15 protein-coding genes are annotated in these 17278 nt (G+C 66.6%); 9 read left to right on the top strand and 6 right to left on the bottom strand.

The window, feature by feature from the left end; all coding sequences use genetic code 11:
- Positions 1-5 precede the first annotated feature (5 nt).
- A complete protein-coding gene (locus HHL14_RS04215) occupies positions 6-350 on the top strand; it encodes a DUF4148 domain-containing protein (RefSeq protein ID WP_169496329.1) in 345 nt (114 codons plus the stop codon).
- 453 nt (positions 351-803) lie between these two features.
- Here HHL14_RS04215 and HHL14_RS04210 read toward each other — a convergent pair whose 3' ends face one another.
- Positions 804-1247, bottom strand: coding sequence for a CBS domain-containing protein (locus HHL14_RS04210; protein ID WP_169496328.1), 444 nt, complete (start codon positions 1245-1247; stop codon positions 804-806).
- Positions 1248-1684: 437 nt separating this feature from the next.
- On the opposite strand from HHL14_RS04210, the gene ribA reads away from it, so the two are divergent.
- Positions 1685-2335 carry a GTP cyclohydrolase II gene (ribA, locus tag HHL14_RS04205; protein ID WP_169496821.1) on the top strand — a complete coding sequence of 217 codons (651 nt, stop codon included), beginning with the start codon at positions 1685-1687 and terminating at the stop codon, positions 2333-2335.
- Between the two features lie 32 nt (positions 2336-2367).
- Here ribA and HHL14_RS04200 read toward each other — a convergent pair whose 3' ends face one another.
- Positions 2368-2508: a hypothetical protein gene (locus HHL14_RS04200; RefSeq protein ID WP_169496327.1), complete on the bottom strand. Its 141-nt coding sequence runs from the start codon at positions 2506-2508 to the stop codon at positions 2368-2370.
- Between the two features lie 357 nt (positions 2509-2865).
- A complete protein-coding gene (locus tag HHL14_RS04195) occupies positions 2866-3792 on the bottom strand; it encodes an NmrA family NAD(P)-binding protein (protein WP_169496326.1) in 927 nt (308 codons plus the stop codon).
- Positions 3793-4068: 276 nt separating this feature from the next.
- Here HHL14_RS04195 and HHL14_RS04190 point away from each other — a divergent pair, with 276 nt between their 5' ends.
- A complete protein-coding gene (locus HHL14_RS04190; RefSeq protein WP_169496325.1) occupies positions 4069-5025 on the top strand; it encodes an AraC family transcriptional regulator in 957 nt (318 codons plus the stop codon).
- 264 nt (positions 5026-5289) lie between these two features.
- Here HHL14_RS04190 and HHL14_RS04185 read toward each other — a convergent pair whose 3' ends face one another.
- The 3 genes from HHL14_RS04185 to HHL14_RS04175 all read right to left on the bottom strand — a co-directional run bounded on the left by HHL14_RS04185 (position 5290) and on the right by HHL14_RS04175 (position 7746).
- Positions 5290-6138 carry an anti-sigma factor family protein gene (locus tag HHL14_RS04185; RefSeq protein ID WP_169496324.1) on the bottom strand — a complete coding sequence of 283 codons (849 nt, stop codon included), beginning with the start codon at positions 6136-6138 and terminating at the stop codon, positions 5290-5292.
- The gene (locus tag HHL14_RS04180; RefSeq protein WP_169496323.1) at positions 6135-6653 is read right to left on the bottom strand and encodes an RNA polymerase sigma factor; all 519 of its coding nucleotides are present in this window, start codon (positions 6651-6653) and stop codon (positions 6135-6137) included. The genes HHL14_RS04185 and HHL14_RS04180 overlap by 4 nt, the downstream gene beginning before the upstream one ends.
- Positions 6654-7020: 367 nt before the next feature.
- Positions 7021-7746, bottom strand: a complete 726-nt coding sequence (locus HHL14_RS04175) for an anti-sigma factor family protein (RefSeq protein ID WP_169496322.1) — start codon at positions 7744-7746, stop codon at positions 7021-7023.
- A gap of 264 nt (positions 7747-8010) precedes the next feature.
- Here HHL14_RS04175 and HHL14_RS04170 point away from each other — a divergent pair, with 264 nt between their 5' ends.
- The 6 genes from HHL14_RS04170 (at position 8011) to HHL14_RS04145 (ending at position 17246) form a co-directional block, all read left to right on the top strand.
- Positions 8011-8289: a DUF4148 domain-containing protein gene (locus HHL14_RS04170; RefSeq protein WP_169496321.1), complete on the top strand. Its 279-nt coding sequence runs from the start codon at positions 8011-8013 to the stop codon at positions 8287-8289.
- Positions 8290-8447: 158 nt separating this feature from the next.
- Entirely contained in the window at positions 8448-9584 is a 1137-nt protein-coding gene (locus HHL14_RS04165; RefSeq protein WP_329601606.1) for a catalase family peroxidase, read from the top strand.
- Positions 9581-10120: a cytochrome b gene (locus HHL14_RS04160; protein WP_169496319.1), complete on the top strand. Its 540-nt coding sequence runs from the start codon at positions 9581-9583 to the stop codon at positions 10118-10120. Before HHL14_RS04165 ends, HHL14_RS04160 begins: the two co-directional genes overlap by 4 nt.
- 350 nt (positions 10121-10470) lie before the next feature.
- Complete coding sequence (locus tag HHL14_RS04155) at positions 10471-14052, top strand: DEAD/DEAH box helicase (protein ID WP_169496318.1); 3582 nt, start codon at positions 10471-10473, stop codon at positions 14050-14052.
- Positions 14053-15060: 1008 nt separating this feature from the next.
- Positions 15061-15798: a response regulator transcription factor gene (locus HHL14_RS04150; protein WP_169496317.1), complete on the top strand. Its 738-nt coding sequence runs from the start codon at positions 15061-15063 to the stop codon at positions 15796-15798.
- 8 nt (positions 15799-15806) lie between these two features.
- Positions 15807-17246, top strand: coding sequence for a FecR domain-containing protein (locus tag HHL14_RS04145; protein WP_169496820.1), 1440 nt, complete (start codon positions 15807-15809; stop codon positions 17244-17246).
- Positions 17247-17278 lie beyond the last annotated feature (32 nt).

Below are 17278 nucleotides of genomic sequence, written 5' to 3'. Positions count from 1 at the left end.
TCATCATGAAATCGCTGATCAAGGCAGTCGCTATTGCCGCCGTTCTCGCCGCACCGGTCGTGTCGTTTGCGCAGTCGAGCGAGCAGCCCGCGACCCGCGCGGACGTGCGCAACCAGTTGATCCAGCTGGAGCAGGCGGGCTATAACCCGTCGGTCTCGAACGATCCGAACTATCCGGCCGATGTGCAAGCCGCCGAACAACGCGTTCAGGCGCAGAACCCGAGCGTCGCGCAAACCCAGCCGGTTGCCGACACCAGCGGTTATGGCGCGCCGATGAGCGGCTCGTCGCAGGCGGGCGCGATCACGACCCAGCCGATGGGCGGTGCGCACGGCGTGTATTTCGGTAACTGATCGAAGGGTGATGGCGGGTGGGGGCCGTGAACGGGTCTGCCGGAATGGCTGATCCTGGCACTGGCCCTGTCGATAGCGCGATTGAGTCGAGAGAAGAAAAGCGCGCGATTCGAGCGTGAGCGTGATGCGTCGAGCGCCGATGTGGGCGCATGAGTCGACGCTTGAATAGTCGCATGAGCGACCGCTCCGCTATCCATGCAACATCAGACGGTGTGGGCCGCGCTCGACGGCGCACACCGCTTCAGTTCACCGAGGTTTCAACCTAACGCGACGCACCGCTGCATCCGCAATGCAGGCGATTCGTGCGCGCGCTGTGTTCCCGTTTGAAGGAACCTCCGCTGCCGCAAGGTGGCTTGGCCCAAGCTCCAGGAAGTTTGGGCTTTTTTTGCGTCGGTTCCGTGAATGACGCTTGAAGGATCGAGGCGCGGCGCCCGGCCAGACGCTATTTCCGTGTCAAGGCCGTTCGCCGTGAATGTAGAACTCGAGCTGCTGAATCGTGAATTGCTGCTCCGCGATGATGTTCTTCACGAGGTCCCCAATCGACACCATGCCGATCAGCCGTTCGTTTTCGATGACCGGCAAATGCCGCATGCGCCGCTCTGTCATCAGCGCCATGCAGTCTTCGGTCGTCTGGTCGGGACGCACGAAGCGCACGGCCTTGCTCATGATGTCGCGCACCGGCGTTGCCTTCGACGAGCGGTCCATCAGCACCACCTTGCGTGCATAGTCGCGCTCCGTCACGATGCCGGCGATGCTGTCGCCGTCGGTCACTACCAGTGCACCGATGCCCTTTTCGGCCATCAGCCGGATCGCCTCGTAGACGGAATCGTCGGCGCCGATCGTGTAGACGCCGGCGGGGTTCGGTTTTGTTTTAAGAAGCTGTGCAACGCTTGTCATGGAGCGGCTCCGTTTCGCAGTGCAGTACGCCGACGCGGCGTACTGTCGTGAGGGACAGGCCATTGCAGTATAGGCGCGACGTGTGTCCGCGGTACACCGGGAATACCTGGGGCGGTCCATCCGATGCGCGCTGGGTGCGCCTGGCGGGCGCGTGAGCGTTGCCTGCCGTACCGTCGGGTGGTTCACGCGGGAGCGTGTTGCCGCCTGGTTCGCCGCGCTCGGGTTTGCCTCGTCGACAACAGTCGATCACCGTCGATCACCGTTGGCCGCTGTTGCCCGTGGTGCTTACCGTACCGCTTCTTCGGCCCGCTTCTTCGACCCGCTTCCCGCGCTCGCGAAGGGGCATCCGCGTGCGGCATGCGGATTAGCGGTAAACTCGCAGTCCACACCTTAACCCCGGCTCGACCGGGTTCATGTCAGCACCATTGTTTAACGCCATGCTCACGTCTCAGGATTCATCGCCCGCAGCGGAGGGCGCCGTCACCGGCGAATGCGTCGTTCTCGACGCCACCGCCACGCTTCCCACGCGCTACGGCACGTTCACTTCCTATGTGTTTCGCGTGGTCGACAGCGGCGCCGAACATCTCGCGCTCGTGATGGGCGATGTCGCCAATCAGTCGTCCGTGCTGACGCGCCTGCATTCGGAGTGCCTCACCGGCGACGTGCTCGGCTCCTATCGTTGCGACTGCGGCGAGCAGCTCGATCTGGCGCTGCGCTACATCGCGGCCGAAGGCTGCGGCGTGCTGCTGTATCTGCGCGGGCACGAAGGGCGCGGCATCGGCCTGTCGAACAAGATTCGCGCATATGCGCTGCAGGAGCAGGGGCGCGACACCGTCGAGGCCAATCTCGATCTCGGTCTACCCGACGATTCGCGCGAATACGATTCGGCCGCGGGCATTCTGCGCACGCTGAAGGTCACGTCGGTGCGGCTGATGAGCAACAATCCGGAGAAATTCCATACGCTGTCGAAGCATGGTATTCCGGTGTGCGAGCGCGTCGCGCTTGCGATCCCGACGCGCGAGGAAAACGAGCGTTATATCCGCACGAAGCAGGTCAAGTTCGGGCATTACTTCGACGAGAACGAGTAACAGCTGATCGGCGACCGGGGCCTGTCCGACACTCAGAACAGGTTGAAGTCGTCGTTGCTGTCGGGGATCGCGTCGAGCAGGTTCGCCAGCGCGTGCCAGCCGAGCAGGCTCGCAAGCGCCGTTGCGATAGACAGCCCGCGTTGCGCGAGCGGGCTTGCGTGCGTGAGCGGCATCGGTTGAGAGTGAGATGCCGACGCGACTCGGCTGGTTCGCCAGCTTCGGCGAGCCGTGCAGGGCCGCGCGTCGACTTGGGTTTCGACGCGGGTGAAAGTACGCCGCAGCGGGCAGGTTTGCATGCTGTTTCTCCCGGATTGAGTTGATCGAGCCTGTGAGGGCTTGTCACACGGTTCGTACGAACGCCGGCTCACGTGAACGCCACTTGCCGTTCGCGCCGTCTACCTGCGCGCGATACGGATCAGCGCACGTTTTGCGTTATCGCGCCATCGCCCCGGCGCCCGCAGTACGCGGCAGCAGTGCGCCCAATACCTCTTCCCGCGTCGTGATGCCGAAGCATCTGCGCGGCACACGAATCAGTGCACGTTCCGCGTCGCCGCCTCGGCGCCCGCCGTACGCGACAACAGCGCACCCAATACCTCTTCCAACCTCGTGACGCCGAAGCGTCGCTCGCTGGCGTTCGCTTCGACGTCGATGCGTCCCGCGTTGTGCGCGTCGTACAGATCGACGATCAGCTGCGCGTGTCGCTCGCCGAGCCCGGCGCCGCGTAGTACAGCGCTCCATTGATCGCGCGGCACGGCGTGGGCGGCGACCGGTCGCCCGGACAGATCGGCCAGCGTGCGCGCGACGTCGAGCGCACTCACGCGTTGTTCCGCTTCGATACTGACGATGCGCGGGGTCGCCCGCGCCGGTTCGGCATCGAGCAGCAACGCGGCCGCAAGCTCGCCGACGTCCCGTGCGGCGACGGTCGGGAAACGCTTGTCGAGCGGATGATGCAGACTCGGCAACACGCCGCGCTCCAGCGCGACGGGCAGCACACGCGCCCAGTTGTGCATGTGCTCGGCCGCGCGTAGAAACGTCAGCGATGCCGGGACGCCGCACAAGCGTGTTTCGAGGTAGTGGAACCGCGTCGTGATGCCGGTGCCGTCGGCGTGTTCGGCGCCGTAGTCGGACAGTGCGAGCAGGCGTGGCGGCGGCGCCGCGCGAAAGGCGGCGACGCCCGCGTCGATCGTGTGGCGCATCGCGGCGGCCGGATCGTCGTGTGCGCGCGGCACCGGGCAGAGCCACTGCACCGCGTGCGCGCCGTCGATCGCGCGTGCGACCGCTGCCGCGTCGTTCAAGTCGGCGTGCGCGATCTCGCAGCCGATGGCCGCGAGCGCCTCGGCTGGCGCGGCGGTTTGCCCTCCGTCGTGCAGCACTGCGCGAACCGGGTGGCCCGCGCGTCGTAGGGCCGTCGCACTCGCGCGGCCGACCTGGCCGGTTGCTCCGAAAATGACGAACACGTTGCGCTCCTTGCAGGGGATCGAATGGCTTCATCGTAGGGGCGCGGCGCGGACAAAGCGCGCGGATCCGGATGGCGTTGCGCAGAATCGGATGATCCGATGACGCCATACGGCGGTGTGTGCGACCTCCGGCACGAATTGCAGCGACGGCAGGCACGCACAGTGCGGAATTTCGTAGCCTCGGCAAAGCCGCCGAAAACCCCGCACAATGCACGAATCCCGCCGTCATCCCGCCGTCGTGCAGCAGCTCAGTCAGGCTCATTCAGGAGAATCGCGATGAACGCCGTCACCCCGATTTCCACGCTCGCACCGCACAGCGGTTCACGCATCGCGATGCGCTCGAGCAGGACGCTTGGCTGGCAAGGCTTCGGCGCGGAGCTGCTCAGCGTGTCGGCCGGTTTGCATCGGCTGCCGGCGATTCGCCATCATCGCGTCGGCGTGCACGTCGGCGCGCCGGTCAACGCACGCTGCCTGTGCGACGCGCGCCGTCTCACGCGAATCCAGGCGCACGGCGACGCCGACGTGATTCCCGCCGGGCTCGCGGGCCAATGGAACGATGACGCCGCCTGCACGATCTTCAGTGTCTGGTTCGCCGAGGATTTCGCGCGACGGACCGTCGAGCAACTGGCGCTGAAGCCGGCCGACGCGCAACTGCGGCTGCGCTTCCAGATGCGCGATCCGCGCTTTCAGCATCTCGCGTGGGCGCTGCGCGCGGAACTCGAAGCGGACGACGCCTCCGATCCGCTGTACGCGGAAAGTCTGTGCACCGCGATGCTGGTCCGGCTGGTGAGCGGCGAGCTGCCGGCCGGCAAGCGACGCGGCACGCTCGCGCCGCGCACGGCCGCGCGGGTGATCGAATTTATCGACGCGCATCTCGACCAGCGTCTGACGCTCGACGAACTCGCCGCCCACGCACAACTGAGCGTGCCGCATTTCAAGGCGCTCTTTCGCGAGACGCTTGGCGTGCCGGTGCATCGCTACGTGGTGCAGCGAAGAGTGGAGCGTGCGCGGACATTGCTGCTGCAAGGGCGGCTCAGCGCGAGCCGGATTGCGCTGGAGAGCGGCTTCGCGCATCAGAGTCATATGGCGCACTGGATGGGGCGTCTGTCGGGTGTGACGCCGCGCGAATTGCTGGGTATCGCGCGTGATGATGCGGTTGCGGTTGCTGCTGCGGGGAGAGATTCAACGAGCAACGCCGGGACTCGCGCGGAGCCGCCCGCAAGGCACGACTGAAGGCACGACTGAAGGCACGGTTGAAGACGGGGTCGAGGGGCCGATGGAAGGCACTCCGCCTGAACGCCGTGCGCCGGCTCGCAAGCGGGACGCGTTGCTATGCCACCTCGCGCGCAGTCAATTCAGGCAGTCGTCCAGGAGGCACCGCAATCGACAGAGCGGCCCGCAGCGCATCGCATCGCGTTGCCTTTCCGCGCCGCCTGGCCATCTCGGCACCTGGGCACCTCGACACCTCGGCATCACGCCATCTCACGCGCACGCCGCTTACCCCGGCGCCGCGGTCAACTGCGCATACACATCATGCGCAAGCTGCAGCAACTGCTTGCGATCGATCCCGCCCGACACCGCGTAGCCAAAATCCCCGTCGACCCAGTAGAACACATTGACCGGCCCCGCCTGATACAGCCTGAACGCGGTCGTGTTGGCGTTTTCGCGCCGATGCGAGATGCACAGCGTGACGCGCTCGCCGTTCGGCCCGCGATACATGAACTGCGCGGTCGGGCCATCGGCGCCGGGCAGCAGGCGGCCGCCCGACAGCATGAAGCCGCTTTTCGACAGCATCGGCGGATGGACCTGGGTGCCGAGCCGGTTCGCGAGCCATTGCACGAAATCCTGCTCGTGGGCGGCGCTCATGTCGCTCGGCCGTTCGACCGCGGGCATGTAGACCACGTGTGCGACCGCCGCCTGACGCGCGAAACCTTCCGGGCTGTCCGCGCCGAGCGCACGCGCATCGGTGTGCGAGTCGACGTAGCCGGCAGGGCTTTCGATCGCGACCGGCGCGATCAGCTCGCTGCGATGCATGCCGATCCCGATGCCGAGCACCAGCGTCGCCGCCAGCCCCGCGAATTGCACGGCAAAGCGCGGCCAGTTCGCGGCGAGCCACGAGCGGCGCGGTGCGCCCATCTGCAGACGCTTCGGCACCGGCTCGCTGAGCACGCGGTCGTAGCGCTCGTGGAACATGTTGTTGAGCGAAAAATAATCGCTGACGCGCGCGGCCAGCTCCGGGTTCTGTTCAAGCGCGCGCTCCACCTCGGCACGGCGCTTGCCGGACAGCGTGCCGTCCACGTACGCGTGCAGGTCTTCTTCGCCGATCGGCATTTGCGGCTCGCTCATCGCACCACCTGTAATTTCGCTCCGGGCTGATTGCCCGCCATCAACGCCCGCAGCCGTTCGCGTCCGCGCGACAGGCGCGACATCACCGTGCCGATCGGAATGTTCAGCGCGAGCGCGACGTCGGCGTAACTCATTTCTTCGAGGCCGACCAGCAGCACCACCTGGCGCTGCTCGAGCGGCAGCCGCTGCAACGCGTAGTCGAGATCGCGCATTTCGAGCGAGCGGGTCTGCCCGGACGGCACGGCGAGTTCGCTCTCGGCGATGCTGTCGTCGTCGACGGCGACGTGGACCGCGCGCGCCGACGCCTTGCGCGCCTGATTCGCGAACACGTTGTGCATGATCGTGAAGAGCCACGCGCGCAGATCGGTGCCCGGCTGGAACAGCTGGGTGCGGCCGAGCGCGCGTTCGAGCGTGTCCTGCACGAGGTCGTCGGCGAGCTCGCGATTGTTGATCAGCGCCCGCGCGTAGCGCCGCAGACGCGGCACGTGCTCCATCAGCTCGTCACGGACATCCATGGTGGGTCCCGGTTGGGGGGCTTGAGGGCGTCATTGGCTTTAGTCGGTCGGTAGCGAGGCGCAGCGGGCTGCTCGCGGGACGTCCGCGATTGATGACCCGGTGCTTTAGTGCTGCGAACACCTGTCGGCGCATTTTATTCCGGCGGGCGCGCGGCAGTGGGAGTCGCGGATCTTGAGCCGGTTTTTCGGCGACCGGACGGCAGCCGCGCAGCGGCGATTTTGCGCGCCGCGGTTGTACGCTGCGGTGCCAGCAGTGCAGCAGTGCAGCAGTGCAGCAGTGCAGCAGTGCAGCAGTGCAGCGATGTCGAGCGCGCGCCGCAAGTTCTTGCAGCTCCTGATGCGAATTGCGCGTGCGGCTTGCATGCCGTCATCGCGCGGTCATCACGTCGGCGGCGCGCATCAGTCCGTGCGTACGCGCGTTGCCCGCGACCACGAAGCGCTGCCGCCGCGCGGTCCACGTCAGCAGCCGCATGTCGCCGACCCGGCGCGCGGCCCACTGCGGCTGCGCGCGCGCGAACGGCGCCGCGGCCGACAGCACCACCACCGGCTGCTGATCGCCGTTCAGATAGACGAACTCGTCGGCGCGCTGCAACAGGCCGAGCTGCAGCACGCGATGCTCGACGAGCCGCAGCCCGATCGCGTCGAGCACCGGCGCGGATGGTTCGCCGCGCGTCGGCGTGGCGGCGGAAAACGGCCGCGTGGTGGCTTCGGCCAGTGCCATCAGCGCGGCGTTGTCAAGCGCCTGCGCGGAGACCTGGGCGGCCGCGAGCCAGCCGCTCGCGGCCGCCAGCGTCAGCGCGAACGTCGCGAGCACGATGAAGCTGCGGCGCGCGCGCTGGGACGGCGGCAGATGCCCGCGCAGCCGCTGCGAACCGCCGACACGTTCCCTCGCGGGTTCCTCGGTAGTCGGGAAGGTCGCCTGCATCTGCGCGTTGAGCCGGTCGTAAAACGCGACCCGCCGTGCCTCCGCCGGATGCTGGCCGAGATAGTCGCGCAGCGCCGCCGCGCGCTCGGGCGTCAGCGTGCCATCGGCGTAGGCCTGGATGTCGGCTTCCGATGGCGTGGCGTCGGGCGGCGGATCGGTCGAAGTCATGGCGAAGCGGGTGGACGTGAGGGTTGCAGGCGAGATCGCATGTGAGGCCAAGCTGTGGAGCGGGGCTGTGAAGCCAGGCTGTAAAGCGGCGCCGTAAAGCCGGACTGTAAATCGGGAGGCTGCGATCGAAAGATGAACACCGGCACGCAGGCGTTTATTCCCCGCGCCGACGATCTTTTTTCCACCCCGCAAAAACAGGAATAAACGCCGCCGATGCGTGGTTTTTCGTCGTGCGAACCCGCACAACTCTCTCAGGAGTCGATCATGAAAAAGCTTTCGTTGGCCGCGCTGTCCTTTGCTGTGCTCGCCGCTTCGTCGAGCGCGTTCGCGCAGGGCAAGACCCGTGCTCAGGTGTACCAGGAACTGATCGAGGCGCAGCAGAACGGTCTCGACTACATCACCGATTCGTCGTATCCGGACGTCAATCCGGCATTTACGCGACTGGTCGAGCAGCGCAAGCAGGCACTCGCCGCGCAGGCGGCGGCAGGCGGGGCCGCGAGTCACGTCGTGAATGCCGGCGCGCCGGGCGTGAACGCGAATTGACCCGCGGTGGCGCAGCGGCGCGCGACTGCGCGAGGAGCGCGCGCCGCTGCTGGATGGTGCCGAATAGTGCCGGATGGAATAGATCGTCGCGTGGCGTGTTTGCCGGTACGTCGATCGCTGCGTCGATCATTCACCGATCCATCCGGCAAGGAGTCCTCGTGACACACCCCCCCGTTCCCAATCCGCGTGCCAGCCGGCCGCCGATCTGCGTGCCGTGCCGGCTCGCCGCGATCGGCGCGGTCGTGCTGGCGCTCGCGGGCGGCTTCGCGTACACCGCGGGCTGGCTCACGCCCACGCGCCTGAGCGCGCCACGCATCATCGATACGTTCGAGGCGAATGCCGGCCCGCATCCCGGCTATCGACGCAATCACGCGAAAGGCCTGTGCGTCGAAGGCTATTTCGACAGCAACGGCAACGGCGCCGCGCTGTCGCACGCGACGGTGTTCGCGCCCGGCCGCACGCCGGTGTCCGGGCGTTTCGCGGTGCCGGGCGGCAACCCGTCCGCGCCCGATACGAGCTCGCCGGTGCGCAGCCTCGCGCTGCAGTTCCGGCTGGCGGACGGCGAAGAGTGGCGCACCGGCATGAATTCGACGCCGCTGTTCGTCGTGCATACGCCCGCGCAGTTTTACCAGCAACTGCAGGCCGCGCAGCCCGACCCGGCGACCGGCAAACCCGATCCGGCGAAGCTGCGGGCGTTCTACGCGGCGCATCCCGAGACGCAGCCGTTCCAGCGTTGGGTGAAGGCGCACGCGCCGTCGTCGAGTCTCGCGAATGCCGCGTACTACGGCATCAACGCGTTCCTGTTCACCGACGCGCAGGGCACGACGCGGGCGGTGCGCTGGGCGGTAGTACCCGACACCCCGTACGCGCCGATGACCGACGCGCAGCAGGCCGAAAAGAATTTCCTCGCCGCCGATCTCGAACAACGCCTGCAGCAGGGGCCGTTGCACTGGCATCTGATCCTGAACGTCGCGCAACCGGGCGACCCGACCGACGACGCAACCCGGCAATGGCCCGACGACCGTCAACGCATCGATGCGGGCACGCTGGTGATCGAGCGAGCGAATTCGCAGGAAGACGGCGCCTGCCGCGACATCAACTTCGATCCGACGATCCTGCCGGCCGGTATCGCGCCGTCGGACGATCCGTTGCTTGCCGCGCGCTCGGCGGCCTACGCGTTGTCGTTCCAGCGTCGTACGCGCGAAGAGGCGTTGCATCCGGAGCTACATCGCGCGCAGGCCAACAGCGAAAAGAACGGCCAGAACAACGGCGAGCAGAAAGGAGAGCACTCATGACGCCCCCGCGTACCCATTTCAGTCCGCTCGCGCGGCTTCTGCACTGGACGATGGCGCCGCTGATCGTCGCGATGCTGTTTATTGGCGTCGGCATGGTCGCGACGGTGTCGCGCGCGCACGATACGCTGGTCGCGCTGCATCGGCCGCTCGGTATCGCGTTGCTGGCGCTCGTGCTGGTGCGGCTCGCGGTGCGTCTCACGCGCGGCGCGCCGCCGTTGCCGCACGAGATGCCGAACGCGCAGCGGCTGGCGGCGCGGGTGTCGCACGTGGTGCTGTACGCGCTGATGCTGGCGATGCCGCTGATCGGCTGGGCGATGCTGTCGGCGGCCGGCTATCCGGTCACGCTGGCCGGTTCGCTGCATCTGCCGCCGATCGCGCCGCACAACGTCGCGTTGTTCGCGTTGCTGCGCGCGTTGCATACGTGGCTTGCGTTCGCGCTGTTCGCCACCGTGCTGCTGCATCTGGCGGCGGCGTTGTTGCATGCGCTGATTCTGCGCGACGGCGTGTGGAGCAGCATGGCGCGGGGCGGGCGCTGAGATAAAAGGCGCGGCGCTGTTTTCCGACGCGCGACGGGTGCTGCCGTCAGGTATCGCATGCATCTTGGAAGCTGGCGCGGTGGGTGCTTCCGGCCCATGCGCGCTTGCTCGCGTATCTATGAGCGGCGCTGTGCGCAGCGCTCGATTTCTATCTGGATCGGCGCCGAAACCGGCCGTCACAGCCCCGTGCGTCCAACGCGTAAAATGGCCGGCTATCACAGGCAAGTGCAGGTCAAGGGCGGCAGCCGGACAGAGCGGGCCGGGCGACGCGAGCGAGCGTCGTTTGGCCGATGCGTCGAGTGCGGTCCGCGCGCCTTTGCCTTCGCCGGTTCGAACAGGAATGCACGCGGATGTCGTCAGTTTTCTTCGATCGGGACAGGATTACGGAATGGCTCGGTGAGTGGACCGTCGCGAAGGCGCGCTCGGTGGGCACGGTCAGCAACGTGAAATGGCACGGCGCGACGCTGACCGGCGACGTGCAGGGCTCGCAGCCGCAGCCTTACCGGACGCGGGTGCGTTTCCGGACCGACGGCGGCGCGCCGTGGGCGCAAGGCGATTGCACCTGTCCGGTCGGCCGCGATTGCAAGCACGTCGCGGCGCTGCTGCTCGCGGAACTCGACTACCACGACGAGATGGACCACATCACTCGGGTGGCCGACGAGGGCGATGCGGACGCGGCGCGGCCTGTGCCTGCAATGGGGGCAGCGTCACCGTCGTCTTCTGCTGCGCCATTGGCACCGTCCACCGGCGTGCGGCCTGAACTCGTCAGCTGGCTCGAACGCTTTCGCGAGCGTGCCCGCGCGGCCGACGCCGACGCTGCCGCGAGCGCCAAAGACGCCGCTCGTCAGCCAGCTGCCAGCCGCGAAACGCTGGCGTATCGGCTCAACTGGTCGAGCTTCCATCTGCGCCACGAGGTCGTGCTGCATTGCGCGCGTTGCGACGAAGACGGCACGATCGTCGAGGTCGGCGAGAGCTGGGGCGACGTCGAGGTGGCGCTGCTCAGGCAGCCGCGCTTCGTGTCCGACGCAGACCTGTCGATCCTGCGCGGCCTCTGGCTCGGCCGCTCGCGCGAGGATTTTGGCCAGTTCGTGCTGCGCGGCACGAGCGGCGCCGAAACCTTGCAGAAGCTGATCGCCACCGGACGGCTGTTTTTCGACTTCCGGATCGCTCCCGGTCACGCCGGGCCGACGCCGCTCGCGCGGGCCGCCGACCGGCCCGGCCGCATCGAATGGGAGCCGCTTGCCGATCAGCGTCTGCGCCCGGTGCTGCGCACCGAACCGCGCGCGAGCATGGTGCTGCCGACCGAGCCGGTCTGGTACGTCGACGGTGTCGCCAACGAGGCGGGCATCGTGCCGCTGTCGCTGCCGTTCCAGCAATTACCCGACTATCTCGCGATGCCGCCGATCTCGCTGGCCGAAGCGCCGCTCGTCGCGTCGGTGCTGCGCGAGATCGCACCCGAACTGCCGCTGCCGCCCACGCACGATGCGCCCGCGATTCGCGTGATCGACGTCGAGCCGGTGCCGGTGCTGACGCTGAACAGCCACGCGCTGTCCGGCGCGATGAAGGTGGCGCGGGCGGCGAAGGGCGCCGGCGGCGCCAAGGCGGCGAGAACGGGCACCGCAGCCGCAGCGCCGCCGCGCGATGCCGCCGCGGTCGAACTGGCTGCCGTGAGTTTCGACTACGACGGCGTCAGCATCAACGCCGACAGCAGCGTGACGCTCGTGCCGCTGCCGGGCGGTGACGTGATCCACATCCGCCGGCGCTATGAGGCGGAGAAAAAGCGCCTGCTCGAACTGCGCAAGACCGGTTTGCAGAAGGTGCCGACGCGCAGCGTCCACGCATCGCGGCTGTTGCCCGACACGATGCTGGGCCTGCCCGATGCCGACGCGTGGTCCGGCTTCGTCAACGAGGCCGTGCCGGCGCTCGCGGCCAACGGCTGGCGCGTGACGATGGCGCCGGAGTTTCGCTACAACGTGATCGAGATCGACGCGATCGACGGCAGCGCGCAGCAGGCCAGCGACGGCTGGTTCGATCTCGAGATGGGCATCCGCGTCGGCGGGCGCGACGTGCGGCTCGAGCCGCTGCTCGCCGATCTGTTCCGGCGCGACCGGCGCTGGCTGTCCGGCGCACTGGAGACCATCGGCGACGCCGAGCCGATCGAGCTGAAAACCGACGAGAACAAGCGGCTGCGGATACGCGCGGACCGGCTCAAGCCGGTGGTGCGGGTGCTGGTCGATCTGTTCGATTCGCTCGGCGGCGCGCTCGCCGAGGGCGTGCCGCTGCGCGTGCCCGCGCTCGACGCCGGCCGCCTCGACGCGCTGAACGACACCGGCCGCTGGCAGTTCAGCGGCGACGACTCGATCCGCGAACTCGCGCGCCGTCTGCAGGCTGGCCCGGGCTTGCGCGAAGTGCCGGTGCCGCGCGCGCTGAAGGCCGAGCTGCGCGCGTATCAGCACCAGGGGCTGAACTGGATGCAGTTCCTGCGCGATCAGGATCTGGCCGGTGTGCTCGCCGACGACATGGGGCTCGGCAAGACCGTGCAGACACTCGCGCACATCCTCGCGGAGAAGGAGGCGGGGCGGCTCACACGGCCCGCGCTGATCGTCGTGCCGACCACGCTCGTGCACAACTGGCGCGAGGAGGCACGCCGCTTCGCGCCGGATCTGAAAGTGCTGGTGCTGAACGGGCCGCAGCGCAAGGAGCGGTTCGAGCAGATCGGCGATCACGAGCTGATCCTGACTACGTACGCGTTGCTGTGGCGCGACCAGAAGGTGCTGGCCGGGCACGACTACCATCTGCTGATCCTCGACGAGGCGCAGTACGTGAAGAACGCGACCACCAAGGCCGCGCAGGCGATTCGCGGCTTGAGCGCGAGGCATCGGCTGTGCTTGACCGGCACGCCGCTCGAAAATCATCTCGGCGAGTTGTGGTCGCAGTTCGATTTTCTGCTGCCGGGCTTTCTTGGCAGCCAGAAGGATTTCACGCGACGCTGGCGCAATCCGATCGAGAAGAACGGCGATGACGTGCGCCGTGCGTTGCTCGCGCGCCGCATCCGGCCGTTCATGCTGCGCCGTCGCAAGGACGAGGTGGCGAAGGAGTTGCCGCCGAAGACGACGATCGTGTGTCCGGTCGATCTCGAAGGCGCGCAGCGCGATCTGTACGAAACGGTGCGTACCGCGATGCAGGAGAAGGTGCGCGCGGCGGTCAGCGCGCAGGGGCTTGCGCGCAGTCACATCATCGTGCTCGATGCGCTGCTGAAACTGCGTCAGGTGTGCTGCGATCCGCGGCTCGTGCGGGTCGCGAGCGGGATGACGGAAAGCGGGGCGGACGGCAACGAAACCGGCAAGACGGCGGGCAGCGCTGTGGGCAAGACAACGGGTAGCGGCGAACGCGCGATGCGCTCGGCCAAGCTCGATCTGCTGCTATCGATGCTGCCCGAGCTGATCGAGGAGGGCCGCCGCGTGCTGCTGTTCTCGCAATTCACCGGCATGCTCGCGCTGATCGCCGACGCGCTCGACGAAGCCGCGATTCCCTACGTGCTGCTGACCGGCGACACGGTCGATCGCGCGACGCCGGTCGAGCGGTTCCAGCGCGGCGAGGTGCCGCTGTTCCTGATCAGCCTGAAGGCGGGCGGGGTGGGCCTGAACCTGACCGCCGCCGACACCGTGATCCACTACGACCCGTGGTGGAACCCGGCCGCCGAGAACCAGGCGACCGACCGCGCGCATCGGCTGGGGCAGGACAAGCCGGTGTTCGTCTACAAGTTGATCGCGGCGGGCAGCATCGAGGAAAAGATCGTCGAGTTGCAGGAGCAGAAGGCGGGGCTCGCCGACAGCATCCTGGCCGAAGACGCGGCCGGTACCACCCGGTTTTCCGACGACGATCTCGACGCGCTGTTCGAGCCGATGCCGGAGATCGAAGGCGCGCGCTGAGGGTATCTATCGATGTACGCGGAACGCGACGGTCGGAGAGAAGGGGCCAGACTGTAACAAACGGCTACGTATGTAAATGGCGGCCGGCCATGGCTTCAGCTCATACCAATTTCGAACTCGCGCCGCATGGGACTTTCGTGTGGGGGGCGCCCGAGCGGCGCGTAAGAACTACTTCGATGGCGGTTACAAACGAAGTTCTTTCATCTTGAGCGGGTTTATCGGCCGGGCTAACGTGGCATTACTCGTGCGGTTAGACCCCGGCGAGCGTGTGTAGTGTTTTTGGGCGGCGTTGCCTCGAATCGGGCGACGCCGCATTTTTTGCCCGCAGCCCGCTCACTCCTTCAGCCATTACGCATCATTTTTCCGATCCAGGTCCTGGGCTTAGGCAACCAGGCTATCCAACCCGCGACTCAGGTGCGCATCCCTCCTTACGAACAGTTATCTCAATAATGCATGCCAAAAGCATCGAAAAACAGGCAAAGGATGTAAGGAAATCTGACAATATTTAAACGATTTATTTTGAGACTGTTCTTATACTACGCATCAAATTGTTAAATCGGAGCTCTCCGAAGGACTTGCCGAAACGGGATACGCAGACGGGGCCAACCTTATCCCAGCAAGGGTTCACCGTTTCGAACGCTACTTCCTCGCGAGTGCTGGCATAGGCTGCCGGACTCGGGAAAAATCAGGGAGGAACGCGTTAGCCGCTTTCCACCAGGGTTTTTCGTAACGGATTGTCGATACAGGACAACCGGAAAATGGGGAGCTTTAGATTATGATGATCTGCCCTGCATAAGCGTAGTCAATTTCAAAATATGCGCTGATTTCTGCTTTACGGAAAGCAGCGACAAGCGGGGGGCATGGCAAAGGACCATTAGATTAGTTTAGTCATGAAGTAGCAGCCGGAGTTTGTTGGGAAGCCGGATCGGCGGTCAAGATCGTCATCCCGGTCGTCTGCCGGTTCGCCGGTCGTCAGCTACGAAAGACGCTGTTGCGTTGTGGGGTTTTATGAGAATTGCAGTCCTCGATGACGATTCGGCACAGGCCGATCTTGTTTGTCAAACGCTGTCCGCCGCAGGACACGTCTGTCACGCTTACGGCGCGGGCCGCGAGCTGGTGCGCCAACTGCGTCGCCAGACATTCGATCTGCTCGTGCTGGACTGGAACGTTCCCGACATGTCCGGCGAAGAAGTGCTGCGCTGGGTGCGTGAAAGCCTTTCCGAGCGCTTGCCGGTGCTGTTCATGACGAGCCGCGGCCGCGAAACCGACATCACGTCGATCCTGAACACCGGCGCAGACGACTACCTCGTCAAGCCCGTGTCGGCGGCGGTGCTGCTCGCCCGCGTCGGTTCGCTGCTGCGTCGCGCGTACTATCTGAAGCCGCCGGCGACCAAAGAGGTGTTCGGCGATTTCGAATTCGACCTGAGCGCCAAGCACGTCGTCGTGCGCGGCACGCCGGTCTCGGTCACGCAGAAAGAGTTCGAACTGGCGTTGCTGCTGTTCCAGCATCTGAGCCGGCCGCTGTCGCGCGCACACATCCTCGACGTGATCTGGAAACAGGCCACCGACATCCCGTCGCGCACCATGGACACCCACGTGTCGATGCTGCGCAGCAAGCTCGGGCTGCGTCCCGAGCACGGTTACCGGCTGACGCCGATCTACGGCTACGGCTATCGTCTCGAGCGAATCGAGACCGACGCGCCGACTGCGGTCGACAACGAACCTTCTGAAGCGGGGGGGGCGTGACGGTATTTATGGATGCGGCAGCGCCGAGCGGCGCTGTCCCGCCAGTCCGCCGCGCGTCGGTGTGGCTGGCGATGGCCTGCCTGATAGCAGGCAGCGCGGCGGGCTGGGGTACAGCTGCGCACGCCCAATCGCCGCGTGACAAGGCCGGTGCGAAGACCACACCGGCCTATGTTTCGTATACGACCCGTGAAGGCGACACGCTGTACGACATCGCCGATCGCTATATGGCCGATCCAGGCGACTGGGCGCTGTTGAGCCGCCTGAACCACGTGCCCGCGCCGCGTCGCATGCCGGCCGGCATCGCGTTGCGCCTGCCGGCCGAAAGGTTGCGTCAGGACGGTGATGCGGCCCGCGTGGTGGCGACGAGCGGCCCGGTCGAGCATGCATTCGGCACGAGTCCCTATCTGCCGCTGAAGACGGGTGAGAAGCTCGCCGAGGGCGATCGCATCCGTACCGGTTCAAACGGTTTCGCGACGCTGGAGCTGCCCGACGGTTCGTACGTGACGGTCGCCCAGGACGGCGAGCTCGACATCGAAAAACTACGGCACACCACGCTGACGGGCGCCGGCGACCGCATCTTCGACCTGCGCCGTGGCGAGGTCGAAAGTCAGGTCACGCATGCGACGCGACGCGACGATCGCTTCCAGATCCGTTCGCCGTCGGTCGTCGCGGGTGTGCGCGGCACGCGCTTCCGGGTCGACTACAACGGCAGCACGCAGACCACCGCGGTCGCGGTGCTCGACGGCGCGGTGGGCGTCGATCCGACCACGCAAGGCGGCCGGAGCGCCGCGCCGCCGCCGGGCATACCGCTGCAGGCATCCGAACAACTGGTCAAGGCGAGCTTCGGTAGCGTGACGCGCTCGGGCGACCCGATTGGCAGTCCGGTCGAGCTGTTACCGGCGCCGGTACTCACGAAGCCGGCGCGCGTGCAGGACGGCAAGACCGTCGAGTTCGACCTCAAGCCGGCCGAGCATGCGGTCGGCTACCGGCTGCAGATCTCGCACGATGCCGATCAGCTCGACCTCGTACGCGACCAGCGCGTGAGCACGCCGCATGTCGATTTCGGCGATCTGCCCGACGGCACGTATTTCGTGCGCATCGCATCGACGGATAACCAGGGCCTCGACGGCCTGCCGAACGTGTATGCGTTCGAGCGCCGCCAGTTGGGGCTGGAAGCCTCGGCCGCGCAACGTCCGGGCAGCCGCGACTACGAGTTCCGCTGGTTCGTGAGCCACAGCGCGGTGCCGACGCGTTTCCGGTTCGTGCTCGGCAAAACCGCCGACCTGAGCCATCCGGTCGTCGACCGTACCGATCTGACGGGCGGCGAACTGGTGGTCAGCGATCTGCCGGCAGGCGTCTATTACTGGACGATTGTCGCCGAGCAGTTCGAAAACGGCCGCTTCTACGAGAAGAACAGCGCAGTTCGCTCCTTTACGCTGGCGCGCTGACGCTGGTAGATTCTCAGGGCCGGCCGTCTGGC

This window comes from Paraburkholderia antibiotica (genome assembly GCF_012927125.1).
GTDB lineage: Bacteria > Pseudomonadota > Gammaproteobacteria > Burkholderiales > Burkholderiaceae > Paraburkholderia > Paraburkholderia antibiotica.
This window is presented reverse-complemented; position numbering and strand designations above follow the sequence as displayed.

Bases quoted from the DNA above. Each gene is read 5' to 3' on its own strand.
- HHL14_RS04215 (WP_169496329.1), top strand. From the start codon at position 6: ATGAAATCGCTGATCAAGGCAGTCGCTATTGCCGCCGTTCTCGCCGCA.
- HHL14_RS04210 (WP_169496328.1), bottom strand. From the start codon at position 1,247: ATGACAAGCGTTGCACAGCTTCTTAAAACAAAACCGAACCCCGCCGGC.
- ribA (WP_169496821.1), top strand. From the start codon at position 1,685: ATGCTCACGTCTCAGGATTCATCGCCCGCAGCGGAGGGCGCCGTCACC.
- HHL14_RS04200 (WP_169496327.1), bottom strand. From the start codon at position 2,508: ATGCCGCTCACGCACGCAAGCCCGCTCGCGCAACGCGGGCTGTCTATC.
- HHL14_RS04190 (WP_169496325.1), top strand. From the start codon at position 4,069: ATGAACGCCGTCACCCCGATTTCCACGCTCGCACCGCACAGCGGTTCA.
- HHL14_RS04185 (WP_169496324.1), bottom strand. From the start codon at position 6,138: ATGAGCGAGCCGCAAATGCCGATCGGCGAAGAAGACCTGCACGCGTAC.
- HHL14_RS04180 (WP_169496323.1), bottom strand. From the start codon at position 6,653: ATGGATGTCCGTGACGAGCTGATGGAGCACGTGCCGCGTCTGCGGCGC.
- HHL14_RS04175 (WP_169496322.1), bottom strand. From the start codon at position 7,746: ATGACTTCGACCGATCCGCCGCCCGACGCCACGCCATCGGAAGCCGAC.
- HHL14_RS04170 (WP_169496321.1), top strand. From the start codon at position 8,011: ATGAAAAAGCTTTCGTTGGCCGCGCTGTCCTTTGCTGTGCTCGCCGCT.
- HHL14_RS04160 (WP_169496319.1), top strand. From the start codon at position 9,581: ATGACGCCCCCGCGTACCCATTTCAGTCCGCTCGCGCGGCTTCTGCAC.
- HHL14_RS04155 (WP_169496318.1), top strand. From the start codon at position 10,471: ATGTCGTCAGTTTTCTTCGATCGGGACAGGATTACGGAATGGCTCGGT.
- HHL14_RS04150 (WP_169496317.1), top strand. From the start codon at position 15,061: ATGAGAATTGCAGTCCTCGATGACGATTCGGCACAGGCCGATCTTGTT.
- HHL14_RS04145 (WP_169496820.1), top strand. From the start codon at position 15,807: ATGGATGCGGCAGCGCCGAGCGGCGCTGTCCCGCCAGTCCGCCGCGCG.